Annotated in this window: 27 protein-coding genes and 4 tRNA genes; 8 read left to right on the plus strand and 23 right to left on the minus strand. The window is 37.6% G+C overall.

The genetic code is table 11. From position 1 onward, the window contains the following. Positions 1-63 precede the first annotated feature (63 nt). Positions 64-387, plus strand: coding sequence for a hypothetical protein (locus AW165_RS19605; RefSeq protein ID WP_060464712.1), 324 nt, complete (start codon positions 64-66; stop codon positions 385-387). On the opposite strand, the gene AW165_RS00770 is transcribed toward AW165_RS19605, so the two are convergent. The 8 genes from AW165_RS00770 to AW165_RS00805 form a co-directional block, all read right to left on the minus strand. After that, entirely contained in the window at positions 388-858 is a 471-nt protein-coding gene (locus AW165_RS00770) for an AnBLUF65 family BLUF photoreceptors (RefSeq protein ID WP_060464713.1), read from the minus strand. A gap of 277 nt (positions 859-1,135) precedes the next feature. Continuing rightward, positions 1,136-1,345 (minus strand): cold-shock protein, encoded by a 210-nt coding sequence (locus AW165_RS00775; RefSeq protein WP_002115279.1) that lies wholly within the window; start codon positions 1,343-1,345, stop codon positions 1,136-1,138. Between the two features lie 436 nt (positions 1,346-1,781). Beyond that, positions 1,782-1,855 (minus strand) — tRNA-Trp (locus AW165_RS00780). A gap of 66 nt (positions 1,856-1,921) precedes the next feature. Then, a tRNA-Leu gene (locus tag AW165_RS00785) sits at positions 1,922-2,006 on the minus strand. Positions 2,007-2,033: 27 nt separating this feature from the next. Beyond that, a tRNA-Trp gene (locus AW165_RS00790) sits at positions 2,034-2,107 on the minus strand. 55 nt (positions 2,108-2,162) lie between these two features. Further along, positions 2,163-2,247 (minus strand) — tRNA-Leu (locus tag AW165_RS00795). A 92-nt stretch (positions 2,248-2,339) separates the two neighbouring features. Next, positions 2,340-3,155, minus strand: a complete 816-nt coding sequence (locus AW165_RS00800; RefSeq protein ID WP_060464714.1) for a protein kinase domain-containing protein — start codon at positions 3,153-3,155, stop codon at positions 2,340-2,342. Beyond that, positions 3,142-4,650 (minus strand): DUF3336 domain-containing protein, encoded by a 1,509-nt coding sequence (locus AW165_RS00805; protein ID WP_005073515.1) that lies wholly within the window; start codon positions 4,648-4,650, stop codon positions 3,142-3,144. The genes AW165_RS00800 and AW165_RS00805 overlap by 14 nt, the downstream gene beginning before the upstream one ends. Positions 4,651-4,827: 177 nt before the next feature. Between AW165_RS00805 and AW165_RS00810 the strand changes: the two genes are divergently transcribed. Continuing rightward, positions 4,828-5,709, plus strand: a complete 882-nt coding sequence (locus AW165_RS00810; protein ID WP_060464715.1) for an ATP-binding protein — start codon at positions 4,828-4,830, stop codon at positions 5,707-5,709. 103 nt (positions 5,710-5,812) lie between these two features. After that, positions 5,813-6,916 carry a DUF6670 family protein gene (locus AW165_RS00815; RefSeq protein WP_060464716.1) on the plus strand — a complete coding sequence of 368 codons (1,104 nt, stop codon included), beginning with the start codon at positions 5,813-5,815 and terminating at the stop codon, positions 6,914-6,916. A gap of 2 nt (positions 6,917-6,918) precedes the next feature. Here the strand turns inward: AW165_RS00815 and tsaD are convergent, their stop codons facing one another. Then, positions 6,919-7,929 carry a tRNA (adenosine(37)-N6)-threonylcarbamoyltransferase complex transferase subunit TsaD gene (tsaD, locus tag AW165_RS00820; RefSeq protein ID WP_005068344.1) on the minus strand — a complete coding sequence of 337 codons (1,011 nt, stop codon included), beginning with the start codon at positions 7,927-7,929 and terminating at the stop codon, positions 6,919-6,921. 145 nt (positions 7,930-8,074) lie between these two features. On the opposite strand from tsaD, the gene rpsU reads away from it, so the two are divergent. Next, positions 8,075-8,290, plus strand: coding sequence for a 30S ribosomal protein S21 (gene rpsU, locus AW165_RS00825; RefSeq protein ID WP_001136722.1), 216 nt, complete (start codon positions 8,075-8,077; stop codon positions 8,288-8,290). Between the two features lie 25 nt (positions 8,291-8,315). Beyond that, a complete protein-coding gene (locus tag AW165_RS00830) occupies positions 8,316-8,762 on the plus strand; it encodes a GatB/YqeY domain-containing protein (protein WP_002115302.1) in 447 nt (148 codons plus the stop codon). A 90-nt stretch (positions 8,763-8,852) separates the two neighbouring features. On the opposite strand, the gene AW165_RS00835 is transcribed toward AW165_RS00830, so the two are convergent. From AW165_RS00835 to AW165_RS00890, 12 genes are all read right to left on the minus strand, one after another. Beyond that, positions 8,853-10,280 carry a M48 family metalloprotease gene (locus tag AW165_RS00835; protein ID WP_002115291.1) on the minus strand — a complete coding sequence of 476 codons (1,428 nt, stop codon included), beginning with the start codon at positions 10,278-10,280 and terminating at the stop codon, positions 8,853-8,855. Positions 10,281-10,424: 144 nt separating this feature from the next. After that, the gene (locus AW165_RS00840) at positions 10,425-11,390 is read right to left on the minus strand and encodes a 2-hydroxyacid dehydrogenase (RefSeq protein ID WP_060464717.1); all 966 of its coding nucleotides are present in this window, start codon (positions 11,388-11,390) and stop codon (positions 10,425-10,427) included. An 11-nt stretch (positions 11,391-11,401) separates the two neighbouring features. After that, complete coding sequence (locus tag AW165_RS00845; RefSeq protein ID WP_060464718.1) at positions 11,402-12,049, minus strand: hypothetical protein; 648 nt, start codon at positions 12,047-12,049, stop codon at positions 11,402-11,404. Positions 12,050-12,149: 100 nt separating this feature from the next. Beyond that, positions 12,150-14,039, minus strand: coding sequence for a M48 family metalloprotease (locus tag AW165_RS00850; protein WP_005068334.1), 1,890 nt, complete (start codon positions 14,037-14,039; stop codon positions 12,150-12,152). Between the two features lie 78 nt (positions 14,040-14,117). Beyond that, positions 14,118-15,659 (minus strand): amidophosphoribosyltransferase, encoded by a 1,542-nt coding sequence (gene purF, locus AW165_RS00855; protein WP_005073509.1) that lies wholly within the window; start codon positions 15,657-15,659, stop codon positions 14,118-14,120. Between the two features lie 25 nt (positions 15,660-15,684). Next, entirely contained in the window at positions 15,685-16,272 is a 588-nt protein-coding gene (locus AW165_RS00860) for a CvpA family protein (protein ID WP_002115251.1), read from the minus strand. A gap of 6 nt (positions 16,273-16,278) precedes the next feature. Further along, the gene (locus AW165_RS00865) at positions 16,279-17,283 is read right to left on the minus strand and encodes a quinone-dependent dihydroorotate dehydrogenase (protein ID WP_060464719.1); all 1,005 of its coding nucleotides are present in this window, start codon (positions 17,281-17,283) and stop codon (positions 16,279-16,281) included. A gap of 89 nt (positions 17,284-17,372) precedes the next feature. Further along, positions 17,373-17,852 (minus strand): type II secretion system protein GspM, encoded by a 480-nt coding sequence (gene gspM, locus AW165_RS00870; RefSeq protein ID WP_005073507.1) that lies wholly within the window; start codon positions 17,850-17,852, stop codon positions 17,373-17,375. After that, on the minus strand, positions 17,852-18,991 hold the full coding sequence (gspL, locus tag AW165_RS00875; protein ID WP_060464720.1) for a type II secretion system protein GspL: 1,140 nt from the start codon (positions 18,989-18,991) through the stop codon (positions 17,852-17,854). The genes gspM and gspL overlap by 1 nt, the downstream gene beginning before the upstream one ends. 23 nt (positions 18,992-19,014) lie before the next feature. Beyond that, the gene (locus AW165_RS00880) at positions 19,015-19,470 is read right to left on the minus strand and encodes a SixA phosphatase family protein (RefSeq protein ID WP_005068324.1); all 456 of its coding nucleotides are present in this window, start codon (positions 19,468-19,470) and stop codon (positions 19,015-19,017) included. A gap of 56 nt (positions 19,471-19,526) precedes the next feature. After that, entirely contained in the window at positions 19,527-20,600 is a 1,074-nt protein-coding gene (locus AW165_RS00885; protein ID WP_002115297.1) for an NAD(P)H-dependent glycerol-3-phosphate dehydrogenase, read from the minus strand. A 34-nt stretch (positions 20,601-20,634) separates the two neighbouring features. Continuing rightward, on the minus strand, positions 20,635-21,210 hold the full coding sequence (locus AW165_RS00890; RefSeq protein ID WP_060464721.1) for a nitroreductase: 576 nt from the start codon (positions 21,208-21,210) through the stop codon (positions 20,635-20,637). Positions 21,211-21,414: 204 nt separating this feature from the next. On the opposite strand from AW165_RS00890, the gene AW165_RS00895 reads away from it, so the two are divergent. Then, the gene (locus tag AW165_RS00895) at positions 21,415-21,795 is read left to right on the plus strand and encodes a hypothetical protein (RefSeq protein ID WP_016140503.1); all 381 of its coding nucleotides are present in this window, start codon (positions 21,415-21,417) and stop codon (positions 21,793-21,795) included. A gap of 37 nt (positions 21,796-21,832) precedes the next feature. Here the strand turns inward: AW165_RS00895 and rhlB are convergent, their stop codons facing one another. Both rhlB and AW165_RS00905 read right to left on the minus strand, forming a co-directional pair. Continuing rightward, positions 21,833-22,984 (minus strand): ATP-dependent RNA helicase RhlB, encoded by a 1,152-nt coding sequence (rhlB, locus tag AW165_RS00900; protein ID WP_032053420.1) that lies wholly within the window; start codon positions 22,982-22,984, stop codon positions 21,833-21,835. A 109-nt stretch (positions 22,985-23,093) separates the two neighbouring features. Continuing rightward, positions 23,094-23,306, minus strand: a complete 213-nt coding sequence (locus tag AW165_RS00905) for a cold-shock protein (protein ID WP_000126912.1) — start codon at positions 23,304-23,306, stop codon at positions 23,094-23,096. Between the two features lie 372 nt (positions 23,307-23,678). On the opposite strand from AW165_RS00905, the gene AW165_RS00910 reads away from it, so the two are divergent. Both AW165_RS00910 and rpoH read left to right on the plus strand, forming a co-directional pair. Beyond that, positions 23,679-23,924, plus strand: coding sequence for a sulfurtransferase TusA family protein (locus AW165_RS00910; protein ID WP_005068314.1), 246 nt, complete (start codon positions 23,679-23,681; stop codon positions 23,922-23,924). A 133-nt stretch (positions 23,925-24,057) separates the two neighbouring features. Next, positions 24,058-24,924 (plus strand): RNA polymerase sigma factor RpoH, encoded by an 867-nt coding sequence (gene rpoH, locus AW165_RS00915; protein ID WP_002115267.1) that lies wholly within the window; start codon positions 24,058-24,060, stop codon positions 24,922-24,924. Positions 24,925-24,973 lie beyond the last annotated feature (49 nt).

Consider the following 24,973-nt stretch of genomic DNA (forward strand, 5'->3'; position numbering starts at 1 on the left):
TACTATCTTTCCTCTGGAAACAGAGGAAAGATACTTTTTTAATCATCAGATAGGGTATAGAAAATGTTTATTGCAAAAAATATATTTGTATATTTACTATCAATGTTAGCTTTATGCTTACTGATTATTTTCTTTAATTACATAGGAATGAACGAGACGATTAATCTTCTTCTCTCTTCTGCACTGTTTGGAATATTTATTACTTGGTATTTTAAAGGTAGTGGACTCTGTCTCGCCCTATTTAGCTTTTTTTATTGGGCTATGTTTGTCATTAGTCAAAGTTTAGAAGTGATATGGATGCTCGCAAGTTCAGTTATTGTATATTTAGTCATGACTAAAATATTACCTAAACTCAAGACCATCTATATTGGCGTGATAGCCAAATAGCTAAAACGGTTTCACCCCACGATTCACCATACCCACTTTCTTAACTGTGTTAATTTTAGTTTGTTCGGCAATGACTAATTCATTGATGAAAGCTTTTAAGTTTTGCTCATCAAGACGAATAGGATTAAAAGTACTTTCTCCCATTTTTAGAAAGAAAGATTCGATATTTGTATTACGTTGTACATATTTCATTGACCATCGTTGAAACGAGTTTTGTTCAATGGAATATGTACACAACCATTTAACATTGTGGTGTCTTTTATCATTTGTAATTTTTTCAAATAATCGTTCAACCACCTCTCGTTCACCTTCCAAGCATTGAAAGAAAGCATTATCGGCATAATAGAGCACCCCACAGATCTGATTCAAATCATTGAAATCTCGTGCTTCTGTCAAAATATCACGTAAATCTTGCAACAAGTCTTCATTTTTTTCGTTCCGTTGACTGGCATAACACAGGCGAACGTTCATTAGCAATTCCGTGAAATATAAAATTTCTTTATTTAAAGATTTTTTAATCTACCATATCTCTATTACTAATAATTTATATTTCACACATATTCTAAAGTTTATATTAAAAATATGTTCGATTATTAACTATAAGAGCTTAATAACTAATGATTTATATTAACAAGAAAATAAAAAGCCCTACTATTGAGGGCTTCTAATGCTCTAAAAGAACAATAAATTGCTTTAAAAGCTAAAGTAAAAAAAGCACTAAAAAGTGCTTTTTTTACTTGCTGTTATATTATTGTGGAATAATATTTACAGCATTTGGGCCTTTTTGCCCTTGAGTAACGGTAAATGTTACGCGTTGACCTTCATGCAAAGTTTTGAAACCAGAACCTGCGATTTCTTTGAAGTGAGCGAACACATCTGGACCGTTGTCTTGTTGAATGAAACCAAAACCTTTAGTTTCGTTAAACCACTTTACTGTACCACTTACTGTATTAGACATGATATATCCTACTGATTTCTAATATTTTAGAATCATTAAATAATGACCCTATCATAACTTTGAAAAAAGAATAACAAATTGAGCTTAATATCTTAAAAAACGAAGGATTATGACTAAAACTACGATACTTAAAAGAAGATTTACTAACAAGTCTTTTTTCTAGTTAACAGCATCATACATGAAATAAAATTGTATTCAAGGCTTTTATATAAATAATTTCCAAAACTTAAGTTAAATAAATATAAAACAATAGCTTAATAAAAAGATTAAGAAATTCAGTATATTGCTTAATTAAAAAACAATCTATGATGTGATAAAAACATTGAAAAGCAACTGCTATAAAAATATCTATTTAGAAAATTGCTTGAGCACGAATGAAAAGTTATTTTTAAAAATATAGATAATAAAAAAACTCCTGAATAGGAGCCTTATTTTATGGCAGAGGATCAAGGACTCGAACCTTGACGAACGGTTTTGGAGACCGTCATGCTACCATTACACCAATCCTCTATATTCATGATTAAACACTCAAGATTTAATCACAAAAAAAGCAAGATCATAATCTTGCTTTTTTAATGGTGGGGGCGAAGAGACTCGAACTCTTACACCTTGCGGCGCTGGAACCTAAATCCAGTGCGTCTACCAATTTCGCCACGCCCCCATCTGGGACATTTATTTAAAATAAATGTGGCAGAGGATCAAGGACTCGAACCTTGACGAACGGTTTTGGAGACCGTCATGCTACCATTACACCAATCCTCTTCCAAGATCTAGATGACTTAACATCTACATCAAACTTTAAGTTATTAACTTAAAGTGGTGGGGGCGAAGAGACTCGAACTCTTACACCTTGCGGCGCTGGAACCTAAATCCAGTGCGTCTACCAATTTCGCCACGCCCCCGATGGCTGTGTATATTAGCGATAAGATCTGACAGTGACAAGTGTTTTTTTTCTAAAAAAAACTAACCGTGTAAATTGTATACAGATACTAGATCAATGATTTTTATCAATTTGAATCTCTTTTAAGCAATTTATTGCTTCATCAGCATTTGAAAACCGATTTTGCTGTTGTTTTTGTAATAAACCTGCAAGTAAGGGATAAAAAATCAAAAACTGCGTGGGTAATTGAATGTTTAATTTTTGACAGTGCAAGACTGCCCAATCACGATAACTACCAGCTTCTAAGCGAGTTTGTGTTAACCATTCATATAGAACGATGCCAAATGCATATAAATCGCTTTGTATTCCCTTATACCCTCCTCTAAATAGCTCAGGAGCCATATAACGAGGTGTTGCATCCATGACTGTATCGCAACTTGAAATCGGTCTCGTTTTCTCAAAATCAATTAAATAAGGCTTTTGCTGAAACTTTCTAAAATGCTCTGCCTTAACGTCTCCATGAATCCAGCCAAGTTCATGAAGTTCTGCAAGCTTATTTATTGCGAACCAAATCTTACGATATACATCAGTTAAATCACTTTCATGAGTCAATGAACCGAACCACACATCACTATCAGGTAAAATTAAAACCTTACCTAAAGAATGGCCTAGCTGAGGAATTAAACTGACCTCAATCAATTTATAAGGTAAAAGCCATGCAGGTTTTTTAAGGTGAATTTCTTTATAAAATAGTTGCTCATGCATGAAATCTTGCTCATTTTGAGCATGGGTTTCAGGCAAATGATATTTTAACCAGTAATTCTTGGTATCTATGGTACATGTCCATAAACACCGTCCTAATGCTGCACTTGTTGGCTTTGTTACACATGTTAAGTTTTCTATATGCGAAGCAAAATCATGCTTCAGCATAATAAGACTCAGGCTGTTGTTTCTTTTCTTCAAAGCGCAAAACTTCTAAACAATGCTGAATTGTCTTACCAATACGAGCATGGGTCTCAATTGAAGAAATTTTTGGCCAAGTTGCACGTTCCCCTTCTCTTTGCAAACGCTTAAACAGATGCGGACGCGGGTTTTGCAAAGTATAGGTATAGTGACTTAGGCTATATTTAGCAATGATATTTACATCACCATAATAACGCTGTCCCATTACGCCATAGCCATGATCCAACAATCTTCTAACTGGGGATATAGAACCAAGTCGTTGACGCGTAAAGTCCATAATGCCCATTGATAGCACTTTACCTTGGCGTCTTAGAATTCTTTCAGGCCAGCTTAAAACGTCTTTACGGAAGCGATCCGCATCATTTTGCATAAATGGAACAATATGTGGGTTAACCTGACTCGCAATGGTGTAGTTTAAATTATAAAGCCGCGCCATTCTTTCTTGCGGGAAATCGCTTCTTACACTTCCATCTACCCACTTTGTATTTGCCATATAAGGTGTATGTTCACCGTCATAACGTTTACTGGTTAAGCGTACTGGTGGGAATAAAATTGGCACAGCACATGAAGCCAATACAGCACTCCACACCAAAACATTCGGTGTCATAATGGCGTTCATAATTCTTGGGTTTTCTGTTGCATCATACGGCGCTACAGCCACATTAATGTTTAAACCTGATTTTTTAAAAGCCTCTTCAAACGTAAGATCGCCTAAATTCTCAATGAGGAATTTTTTTAAATACTGAACATCGGCAATTCCACCATTCCCTTTAATGAGTTCACGGAATTTCCTAAAATGAAAAGCGTCACTAAAGAATTGCTCACCATTTAATAAGTTTTGAATATCTTCACTGGCAGAGGTTCCAAGCATACCTGTCATAATTGCCCCTGCACTTGAGCCAGAGAGCACTTTAGGCATTAAGTCTTGTTCAATTAAAGCTTTACACACACCTGTATGAAAAAGGCCTAAAGTCGCCCCACCCGAAAACATAAGTGCAGGTTGTCCATATGCCTTTTCACAGTTTTCAAAAAACTCTATTTTTTCTTTTCTTTGAAACGTAATGCATTCACTTGAAGCGATGTAAGCCAAGCTTTGGCTAACTTCTTCAATATAGTCTTCAATTAACTTTTTTGTACCGACATGTGTTGCGGCAAAAAGCATTGGATGACCAATATTTGCAATATCGTAAGTTAGACCCTCTTTAAGTAAATAGATGAGGTCTAATGTCCGATGTTGCTGACGATATCTTTTGAGCAAAGTGTATCGATAAGAAATCAGTTCGGCATCGAAGTAAGGTGAACTATTATCAAATTTCCACTCTTGCACACCCGTTTCTTCATCTAATTTTAATGCAAAAGACTTCCATTCTTCATAAGATTCAGCCATGTCTAATTGACGTTGTAATTTTTTGATACGGTAAGCCTGATGTGGATTCATATCACTTCGTATTTTTTCAAACATATTTCGTCCTCATCTTCACAGATGATTTTACTGAATAGACATCACAACACTATGCTCGGTCTGAACATTTCAATCAATTGCAAAACCGATAAAGTGGATAGGTAATAAGTTTTTTGTCAGCCTGTTAATTTCGGTGTTAGTATCCTATCAAACACTGTTTAACATGATTGACTTACCATGGCTACCATTGATTTACCGGACAATTTAGTTCAAACATTATCACTTGTATTAAATCAGTTACAGCAAGTCTTGCCTGAGCCTCGACAAGAAACAGATTTTACTGCACCTGCTTTTAGATGGGAAAATCAGCAACTTAATGCCATCTATAAGCCAAAAAATATTTATCTTGATGACTTAAAAGGCATTGAGCGTCAAAAAGAAAAAATTATTCAAAATACTTTGCAATTTTTAAATGGCCTACCAGCAAATGATGTGCTGTTAACCGGCTCACGTGGTACAGGAAAATCATCTATTGTTCGTGCTTTACTCACTGAGTATGCCCCTCAGGGATTACGTTTAATTGAAATTGAACGTGATGATTTATCAGACTTACCTAAAATTCAAAAACTCATTCAAAATCGTCCTGAAAAATATATCGTCTATTGTGATGACTTGGCTTTTAATGCCGAAGATGAAAATTACCGTAGTCTAAAAAGTGTATTAGATGGTTCATTACAGTCAGGTTCAAGTAATTTTATTATTTACGCAACCAGTAACCGTCGCCACCTGTTACCAGAATTCATGCATGAAAATACACCTGTAACTAAGGTGGACGTCCCCCAATATACTGAATTACACCCACAAGAAGCGATTGAAGAAAAGATCTCTTTATCGGATCGTTTTGGTCTATGGCTATCTTTTTATCCAATGGATCAAAACCTATATTTAGAAATCGTTAAGCATTATCTTGATAAAGCAAACATGCCTTTCAATGATGAAGTTCGTGCAGAAAGTCTACGTTGGTGTCAGATGCGTGGTCAGCGCTCTGGTCGAGCTGCTTATCAGTTTTCTAAGCATTGGATTGGTTTAAACGCATTAAAAGATTTGTCTAACAATTAAATAAAATGTCCTGCAAAGCCTTAGCTTTGGCCTATAAACCGCTTAGCTTTGGCAGTTGTTTTTCATAACCTAAAACAAAGATAGTTCTTCTTTAGGTTTATATATGAAAAAGCAATTGCCAAAAATTTCTACAACAAGTAAAGCGCTTGGTAAAAGTTTATTACTTGCACAAGGTGTTTTAGACAAAGCAAAAAAATATTCAACTCTTCCTTTTACTCAAGCCCATATCATCCGTCCACGAGTTGACGAAAAATATTATAGCTGGACACATTACGGTATCTTTTTCCCACTTTTACCAGAGCCGCATCGTTACTTAAATATTATGATTTTAATCGGTACACCAGGTGCACTTGCTTTTGACCATGATGACATCATCACTGGAAACCCGAGAAAAACAGCTACTTTCTTTTCAAGCACAGCTGCTCTGGAACAAGCTCTACTGAAGGCCTATGTCATTCCCGAAGATACAAAAATTAATAAAGATGGGACCTTAATAGAACTAGGTCAGGAAATTTCAATTCAAGGGAAATTTCCTCAAATTCACATTAATGGTCATTATGATGGATTTGATTTCGACTTTGATATCGATATTACTTCACATGTTTCATGGTTTATAAAAACACCAATCTATGATCATTTTAGCTTATTGGCAAAGTTTAAAGGTTTTCTAAGCTATCAAGCAGAACGCATTGAAAGCCAAGGAATCTGCACTTACGAATATGCTCGAGCAGTTGGTCCTCACTCCATCACAAACAAACTTATTCCTGATGTATATAAACTGCCACTTGATTTTTTCACTTATCAAATCATCAATTTAAATGAAACCACTCAGCTTCTTCTTACCAAAGCCGATATTGCAGGACAAACAGCTGCATATACCCTACATATTAGACATCTGGACCAGCCAGCTGAAATTTATACAGATGTAAGCTTTGATATTATTTCGCATCAAGTTGATGACTTTGTTTCACTTAGTGGGCAAAAAATGCGACTTCCAAAATATTTTTCTTGGATCGCTAGAAATGAGGCAAAGCAAATTATCTTAAACATTCAGGCAGAAATTGACTGCCCATTCCGCTATGGTCATGGGCGAGGTTATGCGAGTAGCTATATATTTACAGGTCATTATTTTGGTAATGAAGTTCAAGGCCGTGGTTACATCGAATATATTGATATCGAAAACCAACATGCTTTTGAAGATGAATAATTTTACTCAGGAATAGTGAGTTCAGTCATCGGCCAGCGCGGCGTGGTCGTTACCGCTAAACCATCATGCTGACCTGCTTTTAAACGTTGATATCCAGCAAAAGCAATCATTGCCCCATTATCAGTACATAAAGCAGGCTCTGCATAATAAACTTGCGCTTTAATTTTCGCCAAAGAGGTTTCTAATTGCTCGCGTAGTCTTAAATTTGCGCTAACTCCACCTGCAATCACTAAACGTTTAAGTCCAGTTTGCTTTAAAGCTTTTACTGATTTTTTTACCAAGGTATCTACAATTGCTTCTTGGAATGAAGCAGCAATATCAGCGTCACGATTTTCGCCATTCAATTTTTTCAATTGAACAGAAACAGCTGTTTTTAAGCCACTAAAAGAAAAATCTAAGCCTTGATGAAGCATAGGTCTTGGAAACTCAAAAGCTAATGGGTCACCAGATAATGCAAGTTTTGCGATATTTGGCCCACCTGGATATGGCAAGCTCATCATTTTTGCAACTTTATCAAAAGCTTCGCCCGCAGCGTCATCAATAGACTCACCCAATAGTTCATATTGACCAATAGCGTGGGCTGCCATCAATTGTGTATGTCCACCTGAAACTAACAATGCTACAAACGGAAATTCAGGTGGTTGACTTGAAAGTAATGGGGCCAACATATGACCTTCCATATGGTGAACACCAATTGCAGGCTTGTTTAAAGAAAAAGCTAAAGTTCTGCCAAACAGTGCACCTGTCATTAATGCTCCCATTAAGCCAGGACCACGCGTATAAGCAACCGCATCAATCTCTTGTTTTGTTACACCACTTTGTTCAAGCAATTGATTCATTAAAGGAATTAATTTACGAACATGGTCTCGAGAAGCAAGTTCAGGTACTACGCCACCATATTCAGCATGAAGTTTAATCTGGCTATAAAGAACCTGTCCCCGTAAGCCGAGTTCGCTATCATAAAGTGCCAACCCTGTTTCATCACAAGAAGTTTCCAAGCCTAAAACAATCATCAAAACTGCCTTTTATATGAGTCAAAATATTGCAATCGCTATTATAGACTTGTGATATGAGTTGTAAATGAGTAAAATACTGACCTTCACTTGTGATCCGGCGCAATGGTGTGCCTGATCTTATCCATAATCTAGAGGATTTTACATGCCACAAGTTAAGTTGAAAGAAGGCGAACCAGTTGACGTAGCTATCCGTCGTTTCAAACGTTCATGCGAAAAAGCTGGTGTTTTAGCTGACGTTCGTAAACGCGAATTCTACGAAAAACCAACTCAAGAACGTAAGCGCAAAAAAGCTGCAGCAGTTAAACGCTACCAAAAGAAATTGGCTCGCGAATCTGTACGTACTACTCGCCTTTACTAATTAATTTGTGATTGACTGCTGAATTATGACTACTTTAAAAAACCAAATTACTGATGCATTAAAAACTTCTATGCGTGCCAAAGATATGGCAACAGTGACGGTTTTGCGTAGTCTACAAGCGGCAATTAAGCAAATCGAAGTCGATGAGCGCAAAGAGCTTGACGACGCTCAGGTTCTTGCGGTCATTGAAAAGCAAATTAAACAACGTAAAGAATCGATCAAAGCCTTTGAAGGTGCTGGTCGTAATGATTTAGCTAGTAAAGAACAAGCCGAAGCTGAGATTATCTCTCAGTTTCTACCAGAAGCTATGACTGAGGAAGAGCTTGATTCTATCATTGAGCAAACGATTGCTGCTCAAGAAGCAACTAGCATGAAAGATATGGGTAAGGTGATGAATTCTCTACGTCCGATCATAGCCGGGCGTGCCGATCCTGCTCAAGTTTCAGCAAAAATTAAAGCTAAGTTAGCTTAATTCCCCCTTTTTAAATTTTACATTTCTTCCAATCAAGCTTCTTTAGTTTGTATATATTTGCACATCTGCAAATTAAGTAAGATATAACTGTTAAATCTTCATTCTTCGCTCATCTTGCATTTGTTTCAAACGACTGTCTATTCTTGCCGACATTGCTTGATTGTCTTTTGCCAATCGCTGAGCATGCAACATTGATTTAATTGCATTTTCCTCACTACCTGACCAATATTCTGCTTCAGCTCGATAGCGTAAAACATTAACCGCTCTTAAAGGTCCATTCTTATCCAAATTAGCGGCTTGCTGTAAAAATTGCCAGCCTTGTATATCTCTTGGATTCTTATTAATAAATCTTTGGACTAAGGTTTGAACTTGCGCAAACTTACCTTGTCGTAGCAGCACCTCAGCTAACTTATAACTAAAAGCTTTATTTTCAGGCATCGTCATCTGCATAGAAGCAATTGTTGTATAAGCTTGATCTAATTTATTTTGGCCAAGATAAATATCTGTCTGCAATAATGCCACTAGAGGCTTTCCACTAGATTTCGCTTGATCTAAAGTAGACTGGGCTTGAGCATAATCGCCTTGTCTTGTGTAAAATGCTGCTAAAGCAATCAGACCAGCAATATTCTTTTGAGAGGCCAAACTTTGTAGTTGGTTTTCAGTTGCCTGATTTGCAACCACCATGGTGTACCATTTTAGAATCTCAAAATCAGCATCATATATACGGTTTTTAACTCTCGGCATCTGGTTTGCACGCAGCCGCGCTTCGCTCATACGTTCAGTCGTCAATGGATGAGTCAACCAGAAATCTGGTAAAAAACTCACTCGACTTGTAGCCCTATGCATTGTTTCAAAGTAATCTGCCATACTTTGTGGGTTATAACCCGCCGCATACATATATTGCATACCAATACGGTCTGCTTCACGCTCTTGATTTCGACTATATGTTAATTGCTTATCCATGAGTGCAGCTTGGGTACCAAGCATCACTGCTGCACCCGCATCGCCACCACCCTGCGCAGCTATAGCCACCCCCGCTAAAAGTCCTGCTAGACTTAGCAATGTTTGACCTTTAAAGGCTTCTTCAGAGCGACTAAAATGCCTTTGCGATACATGCGCAATTTCATGTGCCATAACACCAGCAATTTCATCAATATTTCGTGCTGAGGCAATAAGCCCTGTATTGAGCGCAAATAAGCCACCCGGGACAGCAAAAGCATTAATTTGTGGGTCTTTAATCACGACTAGACCAATCGGCTGACCAAGCTGAGTTTCACTTAAAATACTCGAAAATACCTGAAAAAATTGATCTTCCAGCCAAACATCTTGAATAACGGGCATTTGTTTGTGAACTTCACGAAAAACTTTTTCGCCAATAAATTTTTCTTTTTGTTGATCAAGCAAACCAATCCCACTTCCAATATTTGGAATTTCTACTTGATTTGCAGAAGGCTGAGGGTCGAAAGGCTGCGCGTACGAAGCATTTGTTATAAAAGCCGTACTTAAAATAATTGGCAAAAATCTCAAATGTTTTTCTCTAGTAAAATTAAACCATCAAAAAAAAGTCTACTGATATAAAACATAAAAAATTATGTTCAATCAATAGACTTTTAATATATCACTCGAGATCGCTTAGTTTTGCAATGAAGTGTTATTAATCATTTATGCAAAGTTTGGGTTTACCAAATATCTAGGAGTTTTATTCTCTAAAGCTTCAACTAGATTTTTATAAGCAAGATTTGCCATTTTTTTACGGGTCTCTGCAGTCGCAGATCCTACGTGAGGCAAAGTAACAACATTTGACAGTTTAAAAAGCTCTGAATCTTGTAAAGGTTCTTTTTCATATACATCCAAACCAGCCCCAAAGATTTCTCCGCTTTGTAAGGCCTCAATCAATGCTTGCTCGTCAACCACTGAACCACGCGCAATATTAATAAAAATAGCGTGCTTTTGCATAAGCTCAAATTGAGCTTTCCCCATCAAAGCTTTCGATTCATTATTTAAGTCAACTGCGGTTACTACAAAATCAGACTGTTGCAATAACTCATCCAAACCAAGATATTGTGCTTTTAAAGGCTCTGCCAATTCAGGTTTTTCACGGCGGTTATGGTAAACAATATTCATGTTAAATCCATAAAAACCACGTCGTGCAATTGCAGCACCAATATTACCAAGCCCAATAATTCCTAATGTCTTTCCAAAAACATCTAAACCAAACTGCTGAAGCCCAACAGTTCTTTTCCATTCACCTTGTTTCGTCCAATGATCAAGAAAAGGAACTTTTCTAGCAGCGCTTAGTAATAATGTAAAAGCAAGATCAGCCGTTGTTTCAGTTAAAACATGAGGTGTATTTGATAACCAGATTTTTCTTTGGTTTAGATAAGCCACATCATAATTGTCATAGCCAACTGTTACAGATGAAATAATTTTGAGTTTTTGAGCAGGTGCAAGATTACTTTCATTAAGAAGTCGACCAGCACCAATCATCCCATCAGCATCTACAACGTGTTGGCGTATTTGCTCATTAATATCACCCAGTTTTGGATTAAGAATCACAACATGATAATCCTGTTGTAATCGAGACAAAATTTCTTCATCAATTTGGCTAAAAACTACAACTTTTTTCATGTAAATCCCTACTACTCGTTGTTATCTTGCATTAATTGCCATAACCTTTTTTTAAGGAGTGGTTTCTCCAACATCTCTTTTAAACTCGCCAAATGAATAATATTGGCATGCTGAATATAAGAACATTCACCAAGGCACAAGATCTTCTTGTCTGCTGCGACAGCATCTAAAAAGCCTTGAATATATGAACCTGCACCACGTTGGTCTTGATAGTTAGCTAAAGGGAACGGCCATTTTAGTTCAGCATATTGCCCTATTTTTGCTTTTTGAATGTTATTCCAAAGCTGCTTTTCTTCTTCACTTAAATTGGTAACATCTAAAAAAATAACGCATTTTTCAAGCGCAAAAGCCTGCAACTCAAATGAAGCAATCGTAACTACTGGAGCTTGTACTTCATTACGAGGTACTACAACAGGCGGAACTTCTACTGGAAGTGATACCGCAATTTCAGGTTCCGCTTTTGGAATTTCTTTGACTTGTGGTTTTGTCGGCTGCTCAACAACTGGATTGTTATTAGAAGGCAATATAATTGGCTCACCTTCTGGAGCAGCTTGATCTCGCCAAAGACTTTGAGCATTATTTTTTTGGCACACCTGTGTCTTAGGAATCCATATATCAATTCCTAAAGTTGCCAATATATTTCTTTGCTGCCCAATCATCTGTAAATCAATACCTCTACTCTATCTACATTCTAACGGGCTTGAGTTTTTTTTTCAGTGTTTTATTTCATTCAGATGTTTTTATAATCGTAGATGTCTTTTAAATAATCATCACACTATTTCTCTTTTGCATTTGATCCACAATTTCTTCTGTCTCAAAGCCAAAACGCCAATAAAGCAATTCGAGCACATCGAGTTCATCTTGCGTGATAATACGGTCGCTCCACAAACACATTTCTGCAATAGCTAGAATACTTAGACGGTCACGTAATAATAAACCAGCAATATCATTTAAAATTTCAGCTAGATCTAATGGCTCATCTGAAATTTCATCATAGATATACATTTCATCGGGATTGAGCAGCGAACGTAAAATGCGCTCACGTACTTCCAACTGATTAGGGCTATTAATTTGCTGAACATGAAGTAAAGCATCAATTAAACGAACAATTTGAGGTTTGACTTCTTCAAATGCAGTCGGTAAATGTAACGGCATCAAGTTCAACTCATGTTTAACCCGCTCCAGTAAAAGTGCATCTAACAACCCAATTTCACCATCTTCTTGGATAATAAGTGCTAGCTTAGTAAGAAATTGCCGCGCAATACTTGCAGGTATATGCCCAATATTTTTACAAGCATCATGAAATATCTGAATATGAATACGCCCATCCAAATTCAATAATGCATCGATAATGGCATGACTCACAGGTGCATCTTTTGGAATGAATTCCCGATATTGGCGAATCATCAAAATAGCAACCATCACTTCACGTGAACCAGTCGCAGTTTGTAGTGCTCGCTGAATTAATTCAGGACGCTTTTTATTTCGACGTACATCACTACTCAGGGGCTTAATGGCATCATTTAATGCAAAACTAATTGGTGACAACCTTAATAAAGGTAAAGGCTGTGGAGATGACCACGGAATATAAATTTCTTTCTCAGATTCTTCCAAGAAATGAAATAAGCTAAACAACGGACGGTTTCGAAGCTTTTTTAAATTTTCTAATTGTAAATCTTGTAGCAAAGTGGGATTTAACTCATAAATACGCTCACGAATACTCGGGTGAATATTCATCCAGCTTTGTGGGCTAAGGGAGTTAGCAAAACACATATGTGCGATTGATTCAGAATAAGCACTATGAATTTGCGAACCAGAGTGGTGAACATAAATACGCAACAAGGTTTGGGTGTTCGCATTATTTTTTAATAGTCGTACTGTTTTTTGGTCATTACGAAATGTGCGCCCACTCAAAGTCAAATACTTAATAAAACGAGTAATCAACACACCTAGGCTTCCAGCCAACCAAATGACTCCACCCACCGCAACAAAAACTGTTTCAAATTTATGTTTATAGCCCGGGCTATAGCGCTTAAAACCTTGCTTGGCTAATTTACTGCCCCACTGACTAAAAGTTGTTAAGCCGCTATATAAAATCTTTAATTTTGTATTCTCAACAGCCTCCCCCGATAAAATCTGATTAAACTCATGGCCTAATAAGCCATATAACTCAAGCTTATCCAGATTCTGTAAAGCGCCCCATGTCAGAATAATTACAATATCTTTGGGATGAAAACCTGCCGTAAGTGCATTTACACCAACTTCATCAGGTAGTACATATACGGTTGGAACTTTTAGTGAAAAATTTTGAGCTAAGTGTTCTGTAATTTTTAATGCTGCGAGTTCTTCGGGAGTACTCTCCTCTTTCACCAAACGACGTGCTTTAAGTTGTTTTGCTAAAGAGTGCCCACCTTTACGCAGGATATAAAGTTCGGTAACTACCGACCAAACCATAATAAAAAGTAATAATGCAACGAAGTAAGGACTTAAGGTATGCCACCAAATTGGCTGGCTATAATCAAAAAAATGAACGAGTAAACCTAAAATTAAATTTAAGATAAAAATAGTAAGCAGCACAGCAACCAAACACATAGTGATGGACCATGCCATATTTTTATTTTCGATGAGATAGTGGCTTACTTCTTTCAATGTAAATATTCCCAATTACATTGTTAGGTTTCATCATAAAAGAAAAAAGCGGGAAATACCCGCTTTTTTCGGCTATTTCTATTCTTCTTTGATGCCTGTTAAATCTACAGAAGCAGCATCGACATTAACGTCAATATAACCATCTTTTTTCTTCTTGGCAGAATCATTACGCTTCTGCTCCAAATTATTTAGATAGTTACCATCAATATCACCTGTTACATAGATTCCATCAAATACTGAGCAATCGAACTCAGTTAAGTCAGGCACTTTGCTGGTACGTACAGCATTTTTCAAGTCTTCCAATTCTTGGAAAATCAAACGATCAGCACCAATAATTTCTTGGATTTCTTCCACGCTACGTTCTGAAGCAATAAGCTCAGCTTTAGCAGGCATATCGATACCGTAAACGTTTGGATACATTACTTTTGGTGCTGCTGAAGCAAAGTATACTTTTTTTGCACCAGAATCACGTGCCATCTGAATAATCTCATTACACGTTGTACCACGTACAATAGAGTCATCCACCAACAGAACGTTCTTACCTTTGAATTCTAACTCAACAGGGTTTAATTTCTGACGTACAGATTTTTTACGTTGCTGTTGACCCGGCATAATAAAGGTACGGCCGATATAACGGTTTTTCATAAAACCTTCACGGAACTTCACACCTAGAATATTTGCAAGTTCTAAAGCTGAAGTACGGCTCGTATCTGGAATTGGAATCACCACATCAATATCGTGGTCTTCGCCCCAGTCACGTAAAATTTTATGAGCAAGCTTTTCACCCATTTTTAAACGTGCTTTATAAACTGAGATTCCATCAATAATCGCATCAGGACGAGCAAAATAAACGTACTCAAAAATACATGGGCGGTATTTCGGATTAGCAGCACATTGCTTAGAGAACAACTCGCCATTTGCATTGATGAAAATTGCTTCACCCGGTTCAATATCACGCTCAATTTTGAAACCAAGAGCAGTAATAGCAACCGATTCAGAAGCAATGATGTATTCCATCTCACCTTGTTCAGTTACACGCGAACCGTAAATAAGTGGGCGAATACCGTTTGGATCACGGAAACCTACTAAACCATGACCAGTAATCATCGCCACTACACCATACGCACCTTGGCAACGCTCATGCACACGAGAAACCGTGTGAAAAATATCGTCAGCGGTAGGATTTAAAGTCCCTTTTTTCTGTAATTCATGCGCGAATACGTTTAAAAGAACTTCTGAGTCAGAATCTGTATTCATATGACGTAAATCTGTTTTAAACAGGTCATCATGAATTTCTTCTGCATTGGTCAAGTTACCATTATGCGCAAGCGTAATACCGTAAGGTGAGTTTACATAAAATGGTTGTGCTTCAGCACTGCTCGCAGAACCAGCAGTTGGGTAACGTACATGGCCAATACCATAATTACCAAGTAATGCTCTCATATGACGAGTATGAAAGACATCACGCACCATACCGTTATCCTTACGAAGGAAAAGACGGCCTTCATGGCAGGTTACTATTCCAGCTGCATCTTGCCCACGATGTTGCAACATCGTTAAAGCATCAAACAACATTTGGTTCACTGGCGATTTACCGGCTATACCAACAACTCCACACATAGCAACCTCGCAGACAAGCTAGGAATTAATAAAAAGGATTCTTTGTCGAATGGTCGGATCGGTTTTCTAAATCTTCCGATTCGTCCATTGGTTTTGAAGGAGTGCCTGATGCACTACCTCCAGATGTTATTTGATGAAATGCCTCACTTGCAGCATCTTTAGACAACTCGGTAGCCAAAGGCGCATAAGGCAATAAAAACTGTATAAATTTGGACTGTTTCCAGTGTGGTGAACTCTCAACCCAAGGCCCTACACCCTGCATTGTAATTAGTACAACCAACAAGCCCTTTAAAGAACCAAAAGCACCACCTGCTAAACGATTTAATGGCCCCAGTTTCAGACTTTTCAAGAGGCCATTTAAAAATGCAGAGACGATCCATGTTAAAACAATGATCAAAAGCGCTATAAATGCAAAAGCTGCAATTTTCTGAACAACTGGATCATGACTTAAACCCGACATAGACGGAGCAAGAAGGACAGCATATTTTGCACCCATAATTAATGCAATGACCCATCCTACCAAGTTCGCAAAGGCTTTAATAAATCCTTGTCGCAAACCGTTTAGCCCCCCAATGAGCAAAAGTATCAGAATAATGATATCAATTGTGTTCATATTCACTTAAGACATAGCTGCAACACATTGTTTCACTAAAATAGGACCTGTATAAATTAGCCCACTATAGATCTGTACTAATGTTGCTCCAGCTTGCTGTTTGACTGCTGCTTGGTCACCCGACAAAATTCCACCCACGCCAATTAACGGGATTTGTCCTTTTAATGTTTGGGCAAACAAACGTAAGCATTCTGTACTTTTTTCAAAAACAGGGGCGCCTGATAAACCGCCCGACTCATTACCATAAGGAAGATTTTCTACACCTTCTCTTGATAAGGTCGTATTAGTAACGATCAAGCCATCAATTTTAAACTGCACTAACTGTGCTGCAATAAATTCAACATCTTCCGCTGTTAAATCAGGTGCAACCTTTAGAACCAAAGGAACATAGTGATTATTTTGTTCAGCTAGCTCAAGTTGTCTTTCTTTTAAGGTTTGCAATAGTTCAGTTAATGCATCGCCACTTTGTAAACTTCTTAAGTTCTTAGTATTTGGAGATGAAATATTAACGGTAATATAAGAAGCGTAGTTATACACTTTCTCAAGGCAAATCAGGTAGTCATCAACAGCTTTTTCTACAGGAGTATCAGCATTCTTACCAATATTAATGCCTAAAATTCCTTTAAACTTTGAAGCTTTGACATTTTCAATCAGCTTCTCAACACCATCATTATTGAACCCCATACGGTTAATAATGGCTTGAGCTTCAGGAATACGGAATAAGCGCGGCTGCGGATTACCCGATTGAGGACGAGGTGTAATGGTTCCAATTTCAATAAAACCGAACCCCAACCCAGCTAAAGCATCAATGTGTGCACCATTTTTATCAAGACCAGCTGCCAAACCTACTGGATTTGGAAATTCAATTCCCATACAAGTCGTCGGTTTCGCCTCTACGCTCTGACGGAGTAGGCCGAACTTATGTGCTTTATCAAGCATAGATAATGTTAATTCATGGGCACGCTCTGGTGCTAAACTAAACAACATCGGGCGAGCAAGTGAATATAACATACCAATCACAATCTACTGATTTTAGGTAGGCATATTATAGGCACAGGCAGCACAAAACACCATGCTTAAGACCAGCATATTTTAATATGTTATTGAACCGTCGCTGTTAATTTAATCTGACCTTCACTTGAAACCATTTCCATTTTTTCAATACTTAAGCCCATTTGTGCCAGTTGGGTTAAAAAGTTAGCTAAAATTGCGTAATTCTGATGAGTAACAATAATTTGTAACTGCTCGCCATTTTGCTGAGAAGTAACCGTTAAACCTTGCTGTTGAGCTACACGTTGTATTTTTTCTGCCTGCCCCAGCTCAAGCTCACTCGCAGGTTTCATAGTGACTGCATTACTTTGCATCCACACCATCAAATCTTTTAAATCATTTAAGCGCTGTTGCTGCTGTTCTGCTAAGGAATGCATTTTCCAAAGTGAAGCCCCAATAATAGCCACTACAACAAAAATTGTAGTAAAGACCACCATGATACGTTCACGGACAGTCAAACGGTCTAAATATTGATTAACTTGTTCGATCCACTGATCAAAGCGGTTTTGCAATTGAGCTAACATTTTCATTATTGTATTTTCACCACCCCAATAGCCCCACCACCATCGGCTTGAACATTACCTAACTCCGCCTTAAATCCTTGCTGATTAAGCTGCTGTGTTAAAGCTTGCAAATCATCTGCCGATTTTGCTTTCAAGGCCATGGTTAGTGTAGAAGCATCATAATTTAATTGCTGAGCTAAAATTTGTCTTTGCATCAAAATAGGTCCAACACGACTCAATAAAGAAAGTGCTTGTGTATCGCCTTGTTTACTCATTCTTAAATGACTTTCAAATTGGCTTTTTATATTTTGTTCATTTACGCGACTAGAAGGACCAAACCAATATTTATATTGCTCAATTGTCTGCTCAGCTGTTTGATTTGCTACATTTCTTAATTTTACCCAACGCAACAAATCATAGCTGAACTGAACCACAATGATTGCTAAAACAATAACCGCACATGCTTTCCAGTACCCAGAAACCGTTTGCTCTTGCCCTTTGGCTTTTGGTAAAACGTTAAAAGGATGCTGTTTAGGTTTATCTAAACGCTGAAACTGATAAAAAAATTCTGAACGTTGCTCAACACTAGAAGCTGCTTCTAAGCTTTCTAATTGTTCTGTCGTTAATCCACTATATTGATAGTTTGTTTCAACTGGCTGGAATTCCAAAAACAATCCCAAATCATCTAGTGAATTACCGACCCATTTACTTTCACGCGCCAATAATTTTTGGTCAATATTACACAGGATAACTTGGTGCTCTTGTGGTTCCGGCAAAATCAAAAAGTCTGGCAACAAAGCAACCAGCTTGATTGGCAACAAATTCATCGCATGTTGCCATGTTTCCACAGTAGTTTTTGCAACACCCAATATTGTTAATTGATCAGCATGAAAATGATGAACTACTTTCATGTGATCAATAGGCAAAGTTACAAACTCTTCAAGCAAATATTTAACACCATCTGCTCCAAGTTGCTTGTAATGAGACTTTGCTATTTGTTGTTGGAATACCTGAGCATGACGACTAGGAAAAAAGACGACAGCCTCTTTTCCTTGGTGCAATTGTAGGTCTTGTATTAATTGATCAAGGCTTTCAGCCTGCAACCAGTTTTCTCCGTTAGACCAATGCCATATTCCATTGGTTTCAGGCATCCATAAATACAGCATAATGGGCTAAATAACCTTTTTATTTATATTGTGGGTATAAAACTATTTTTTTGTGTTGATAAACCAGTTGCAATTACAGCCTGATCATAAATTCGAGCTTCAGCCAACGCAAATGGATTAAAGTTTTCATGGGTCAGCAGCTCAGCAATATGCCCTACTACATTCATATGACACACGACCACAATTGACTCATAAGGAATCTGAGACAACCACTCGACTGCCTCTTTGGCGTTATCATCTGGCTTAATTTTATCGCATAACAACACAGGCACATCTTTAAAATACGCTTGAATATGTGCCAATGTCTCTTGAGCACGTAACAAAGGACTAACTACAAAAATATCAGGCTTAACAATATCTTTTAAAAATGTTGCTGTCTGTTCTGCTTGAGCATGTCCACGAGCAGTAAGAGGGCGTTTAGTGTCGTTACCATTTACAGGTGGAGCGGCTTCCCCATGGCGAACCAATGTCAGTTGCATAAATTTTCCTTGTTAATAATTCCTGCATTATAACCACAATTTATGACATTTCTTCTTCAGACTTCGTGATGAGGTAAAACAAATTCAACATCACTACGGTGTCCGTTTTTCATAAGAGATAATGCAATATTTAAAGGAGGCGCCCCTTCGAAAATAACTTCATATAAAGCGTTAGTGATAGGCATATAAACATCTAGTTCTTCTGCTTTACCACGCACCTGAACAATTGTATTGATGCCTTCTGCTGTCTGCCCCAACTCTTTACTCGCCTGATCCAGCGTTTTACCCGAACCTAAAGCATAACCAATCTGATAATTACGGCTTAAAGGGCTATTACAAGTCGCGAATAAATCACCAACACCTGACAATCCCAAGAATGTAAGCGGATTTGCACCTTGTTTTACTGCAAAACGGCTCATCTCGGCCAAAGCACGCGTTAAAATCATACTCTTGGTGTTTTCACCAATTTTGTAAGCAGCACCAATTCCCATTGCAACCGCATAAATATTTTTAAGCGCACCACCTAACTCTACACCGTGCACATCATCGCTACCAAAAACACGGAATAGAGCACTATGCAGAGCATGTTGCACAGCATAACGAACTAATTCGGAGTCACTGGCAATAACAGTACCAGATGGCATACCTGCCATAATTTCTTTTGCAAGGTTTGGACCTGATAGCACACCATAGGGAACTTCAGGTAATTCTTCACGAATAATATCGCTCATGAAGCTGAAAGTTTTAGCTTCAACGCCTTTGGTTAAAGACACAACCGCTTGTGCAGTAATATAAGGAGCGATTTGTTTTAAAACATCACGGAATGAGTGACTTGGAATTGCGACTAAAATAATATCTCGGTCACATACAGCTTGCTCAAGATCAGACACAGCGCGTAATGATGACTCTAAAATAAAATCTGGCAAATAACGTTTATTAATGTGTGTTTTATTAATTTCCTCAGCTGTTTCGGCGTCACGAATCCAGATCATGGTATCGCAACCGTTACGTGCAGCTAAATTTGCCATAGCCGTTCCAAAGCTTCCCCCCCCTAGAACGGTAATACGTAAAGCGGTTTTTTTATCAACCGCAACAGGTTCCACCAAATCTGTAAACTTAAATTCAGCCATCTTTTATTATCCTATTTCTTACTTCTACAGAGGCTTAAGCCTGCCAAACTTTTACGAATTCTTTACTTTCAATATCTGCACGCGGTGCAATTACTTTAGCTGCTGTGCCGACGTAAATAATACCTGAAATTAAATCACGAGGTTGCAGACCTAAATGCTGTTTTAACCAATTTGATTCGACAACTGCACCACTACGCCACATGGTCGAAAAACCTTGAGCTTGTAGAGATAATAAAAGATTTTGTACTGCAGCACCCGTACTTAAGATTTGTTCGAAATGCGGTACTTTCGGATGATCTTGTAGTTGTGTAAGCGCTAAAATAAGTAATGGTGCGCGAAAAGGATGTTGTTTAACACGTTCGAGTTGAGCGGGATCAGTTTCACCTAAATCTGCTAGAGCCTTTGCTAAAACTTCACCAAAAGCACCACGTTGTTCGCCTGAAACAACCACAAAACGCGTTGGCTTAAGTCTATGATGATCTGGGGCTGTCAAAGCTGTTTGGAAAGCCAACTCTAATTGCTCTGTATTTGGAGCTGGCTCAACTAATTGGCCAATAGACTGACGCTGATGAATATTTTGGTGAATTATTTGTATTGCTGAATCCGTCATTAATATTGATCTAACTCAAAAATTCAAAATAGATTAGCATAATCTACCGTTAATCCACCATTGAATCTAGCTTATAAAATTAGCGAACTCACACTTTGACATTTTTTAATACAAAACATCAAAACTCATACAACGTCTTCAAAATCAACTAGAAAACTTATGTTCAAATAGCTATGTCTTTTAGCGATTAACTTTAGGTGCATTATGAAAAAAATAATTTTAGCGAGCGCAATGAGCGGTGTTGTTTTATTACTTGGTGCTTGCGCAACCACTCCTAAAAATACTTTAGCAGTTCAAAAAGAAAATAATCAGTTTGAAGTTACAGGTATCGGCAAAACCAATTTAATTGCAAAAAACAATGCAATTACAGCAGCCCAAAAAACTTGCTCAAAAAGCACTTCACCAGTCGTTGTGGACGAAAAAACAACCTATAACGGTGTATTAAAAGATGTGGTAAGTGAAAAAACTGGTCAAATGGTTGAAGCTGCGGCAGGTGTTATTGGTACATTGACTGGTAAAAATGCGTCTTTAGCAAAAGATGATGACTACCAAACAACGCTTACTTTCTATTGTAAAATTAATTAATCAAAAAAATCCCAATCAAATGATTGGGATTTTTTTATTAGCAGTAACCATCTAATCTGGTCAGTGGTAATTTTTTACCAATTGCTTTTTCAATTTCGGGTAAATAAAAGGCATCATCTTCTGAAAGAAAACTAATACTTACACCTTGTGACCCAGCGCGACCTGTACGACCAATACGGTGTACATAATCATCAGACTGCTCAGGCAACGTAAAGTTGATGACATGCGACACGCCATCCACATGAATACCACGACCAGCAACATCTGTCGCGATCATAATATTATGTTTACCTTGCTTAAATTGCTCTAACATTTTTAAACGTTTATCTTGAGCAATCTCACCTGAAAGCATACCAACTCTATATCCATCTTTCTTTAAATGATCATAAAGACGGCGGACCTGATCACGTCGATTAGCAAAAATCATGACCTTATCGATTGGCTCTTCACGCAAAATATCTTGTAATAAACGATATTTATCTTGTTTAGCCACGACATACACACGTTGCTCTACATCGTTATTCGTTTTTTGCTCCGGCTCAATTTCAACAGTGATTGGTTCAAACAACCATTGTCTTGCCAAATTAAGAACATCATAACTAAACGTCGCAGAGAACATCAGTGTTTGACGTTGTTCCTTACGCGGAGAGTAACGGACAATACGTTTTACAGAAGGAATAAAACCCATGTCCAGTAAACGGTCGGCTTCATCAATCACTAAAAATTCAATTTGATCGAGCCAAACTTCTTTTTGTTCTACAAAATCAATTAGACGCCCAGGTGTAGCGACCATGATATCGACAAAATTAGCATCTAGCTGTTTCTTTTGCTTATCAAAATCTACACCACCTAATAATGTTACAAGATGCAAATCTGAGAATTTTGTGAGTAGCTTTGCGTCACTTTCAATTTGCAATGCCAACTCACGAGTAGGTGCCAAGATTAAAGCACGAGGCTCGCCACGGAAACGTTGCTCTTGAATCGGATTATTGAGTAAATCATTAATTACACTAATCAGAAAGGCAGCTGTCTTACCTGTTCCTGTTTGTGCTCGCCCAATTGCATCATGCCCGGCTAATGTATATTTTAAAACCTTTTGCTGAATTGGGGTCATTTGAGTAAACCCTAAAGCATCAATCGCCTTTTTAAGTTGCGGATGTAAATTCAAGGTTTCAAAACCAGATGTCATAAATACGCGCTCTAACAAACAATCTCTCGAATGAGAAGATCATTATAAACAAAAACGCCCCAATTCAAAAATTGGAGCGTCCATCATTCATCAAAAAGATGAATTAGTCTTAGTCTAAAGGCTGAACGTTTTCAGCTTGAAAACCTTTTTGACCTTGTACAACGCTAAATTCTACGCGTTGACCATCACGTAGAGAACGGTGACCATCACCTACGATTGCACGGAAGTGAACGAATACATCGTCGCCGCCGTTACGTTGAATAAAACCAAAGCCTTTAGTGTCATTAAACCACTTTACTACGCCTTGTTCACGAGCTGTCATAAGTCAATCCTCAGATGTTGAAAAAAGGACCTTCCGGTGTTGCAAACAGCAGAGCAAACAAGGTTTTAAAATATTTATAATCTTAAAGCTTGTAATCATTCTGTAAAACTATCAACAATTTCCGGTTACATCCATTTGTTATAGGGTTATTAAATCAATTTGATTGTGTGGTAAATCCTAAAACGGTTCGAGCTTAACACGGGTTTATGACAATTAATAGAATTTTTTTCAAATATTTCCCCTATTTTTAGTTCTTTTTTTAAACAGCTTATTACAATATTTTTTATAGAAATTCCTGCATCTTCTTTCATAAAATATGCTGTATTTATTAAAAATTTGTTAGAATATTTTTTTCAGTTGTTTTGATGATGAATGAGCAATACTTCTTCTAATACAGCACCCATTGAAATTAATGCCCTTGGACAACCCTGCCCAATGCCATTGTTAATGCTAAAACGTGAACTTAAAAAAGCGTCAGGCAAACAACAATTTTTATTAAAATCTTCAGATCCTCATAGTGAAATTGATGTAACTCGTTACTGCGGTTTACATCATTTTACGTGTCAAACTACACACATATCAGAAAGAGAATTTCACTATTTAATTGAAACTCAATAATTCTTTGCTAAACTAAAAGATTAGAAATTGCATAAAATTTTACATTTCTCTACCCAATTTTCCTTAATTATGAAGCTGATTCAAATTAAGATGAATTTATTGGTTATCCCATTCGATCCTATAAGGAGAACTCATGAGTGACAGCAGCAATCAATTGATGCCCCTGTCATTGTCTGCGCCCGGTGTAAACCTTGGTGCATATATCAGTACTGTCAATCAGATTCCTATTTTAACGGCCGAGCAAGAAAAAGAACTTGCTGAACGTTATTATTATGACCAAGATCTTGATGCCGCAAAAATGCTGGTAATGTCGCATTTACGTTTTGTCGTTCATATTGCGCGCAGCTATGCAGGTTATGGCCTACCACAAGGCGACCTTATTCAAGAAGGTAATTTAGGCTTAATGAAAGCCGTGAAACGTTTCGACCCAAATATGGGCGTGCGTCTAGTATCTTTTGCCGTCCACTGGATTAAGGCAGAAATTCATGAATACGTTATTCGCAACTGGCGTATCGTCAAAATTGCAACGACAAAAGCTCAGCGTAAATTATTTTTCAATTTACGTAGTTTAAAGAAATCGAGTAAAAAGTTAACGCTCGAAGAAGCTCAATCGATTGCTAATGACTTAAATGTAACTCCAGAACAAGTTCTGGAAATGGAAGGTCGTTTAACTGCTTATGATGCTGCTTTTGAAGCACAAGGCGATGATGACGACGATACCCCCCATACTGCTCCTGCGTTGTATCTTGAAGATAACCGCTACGACCCTGCCCGTTTAGTCGAGAACGAAGACTGGGAAGAGCAAAGTACTTCAGCCTTGCATGATGCGATGGACCAGTTAGATGACCGTTCGCGTAATATTTTACAACGCCGCTGGTTAGATGATGACAAATCTACTCTTCACGAGTTAGCAGCTGAATATAATGTTTCGGCAGAACGTATTCGTCAGCTTGAAAAAAATGCGATGGAAAAAATCAAAACTGCCATGTCAGCAAGCTAAAATAAATGAAAAAAATAAAAGGGCGAATCGCCCTTTTGTTTTATCTGGC

The organism is Acinetobacter sp. LMB-5 (assembly GCF_001541635.1).
Classification (GTDB): Bacteria; Pseudomonadota; Gammaproteobacteria; order Pseudomonadales; family Moraxellaceae; genus Acinetobacter; species Acinetobacter pittii.

What these genes read in the sequence shown, in the direction of transcription:
- AW165_RS19605 (WP_060464712.1), top strand. Translation starts at nt 64, where the DNA reads ATGTTTATTGCAAAAAATATATTTGTATATTTACTATCAATGTTAGCT.
- AW165_RS00770 (WP_060464713.1), bottom strand. Translation starts at nt 858, where the DNA reads ATGAACGTTCGCCTGTGTTATGCCAGTCAACGGAACGAAAAAAATGAA.
- AW165_RS00775 (WP_002115279.1), bottom strand. Translation starts at nt 1,345, where the DNA reads ATGTCTAATACAGTAAGTGGTACAGTAAAGTGGTTTAACGAAACTAAA.
- AW165_RS00800 (WP_060464714.1), bottom strand. Translation starts at nt 3,155, where the DNA reads ATGCTGAAGCATGATTTTGCTTCGCATATAGAAAACTTAACATGTGTA.
- AW165_RS00805 (WP_005073515.1), bottom strand. Translation starts at nt 4,650, where the DNA reads ATGTTTGAAAAAATACGAAGTGATATGAATCCACATCAGGCTTACCGT.
- AW165_RS00810 (WP_060464715.1), top strand. Translation starts at nt 4,828, where the DNA reads ATGGCTACCATTGATTTACCGGACAATTTAGTTCAAACATTATCACTT.
- AW165_RS00815 (WP_060464716.1), top strand. Translation starts at nt 5,813, where the DNA reads ATGAAAAAGCAATTGCCAAAAATTTCTACAACAAGTAAAGCGCTTGGT.
- tsaD (WP_005068344.1), bottom strand. Translation starts at nt 7,929, where the DNA reads ATGATTGTTTTAGGCTTGGAAACTTCTTGTGATGAAACAGGGTTGGCA.
- rpsU (WP_001136722.1), top strand. Translation starts at nt 8,075, where the DNA reads ATGCCACAAGTTAAGTTGAAAGAAGGCGAACCAGTTGACGTAGCTATC.
- AW165_RS00830 (WP_002115302.1), top strand. Translation starts at nt 8,316, where the DNA reads ATGACTACTTTAAAAAACCAAATTACTGATGCATTAAAAACTTCTATG.
- AW165_RS00840 (WP_060464717.1), bottom strand. Translation starts at nt 11,390, where the DNA reads ATGAAAAAAGTTGTAGTTTTTAGCCAAATTGATGAAGAAATTTTGTCT.
- AW165_RS00845 (WP_060464718.1), bottom strand. Translation starts at nt 12,049, where the DNA reads ATGATTGGGCAGCAAAGAAATATATTGGCAACTTTAGGAATTGATATA.
- purF (WP_005073509.1), bottom strand. Translation starts at nt 15,659, where the DNA reads ATGTGTGGAGTTGTTGGTATAGCCGGTAAATCGCCAGTGAACCAAATG.
- AW165_RS00860 (WP_002115251.1), bottom strand. Translation starts at nt 16,272, where the DNA reads ATGAACACAATTGATATCATTATTCTGATACTTTTGCTCATTGGGGGG.
- AW165_RS00865 (WP_060464719.1), bottom strand. Translation starts at nt 17,283, where the DNA reads ATGTTATATTCACTTGCTCGCCCGATGTTGTTTAGTTTAGCACCAGAG.
- gspM (WP_005073507.1), bottom strand. Translation starts at nt 17,852, where the DNA reads ATGAAAATGTTAGCTCAATTGCAAAACCGCTTTGATCAGTGGATCGAA.
- gspL (WP_060464720.1), bottom strand. Translation starts at nt 18,991, where the DNA reads ATGCTGTATTTATGGATGCCTGAAACCAATGGAATATGGCATTGGTCT.
- AW165_RS00880 (WP_005068324.1), bottom strand. Translation starts at nt 19,470, where the DNA reads ATGCAACTGACATTGGTTCGCCATGGGGAAGCCGCTCCACCTGTAAAT.
- AW165_RS00885 (WP_002115297.1), bottom strand. Translation starts at nt 20,600, where the DNA reads ATGGCTGAATTTAAGTTTACAGATTTGGTGGAACCTGTTGCGGTTGAT.
- AW165_RS00890 (WP_060464721.1), bottom strand. Translation starts at nt 21,210, where the DNA reads ATGACGGATTCAGCAATACAAATAATTCACCAAAATATTCATCAGCGT.
- AW165_RS00895 (WP_016140503.1), top strand. Translation starts at nt 21,415, where the DNA reads ATGAAAAAAATAATTTTAGCGAGCGCAATGAGCGGTGTTGTTTTATTA.
- rhlB (WP_032053420.1), bottom strand. Translation starts at nt 22,984, where the DNA reads ATGACATCTGGTTTTGAAACCTTGAATTTACATCCGCAACTTAAAAAG.
- AW165_RS00905 (WP_000126912.1), bottom strand. Translation starts at nt 23,306, where the DNA reads ATGACAGCTCGTGAACAAGGCGTAGTAAAGTGGTTTAATGACACTAAA.
- AW165_RS00910 (WP_005068314.1), top strand. Translation starts at nt 23,679, where the DNA reads ATGAGCAATACTTCTTCTAATACAGCACCCATTGAAATTAATGCCCTT.
- rpoH (WP_002115267.1), top strand. Translation starts at nt 24,058, where the DNA reads ATGAGTGACAGCAGCAATCAATTGATGCCCCTGTCATTGTCTGCGCCC.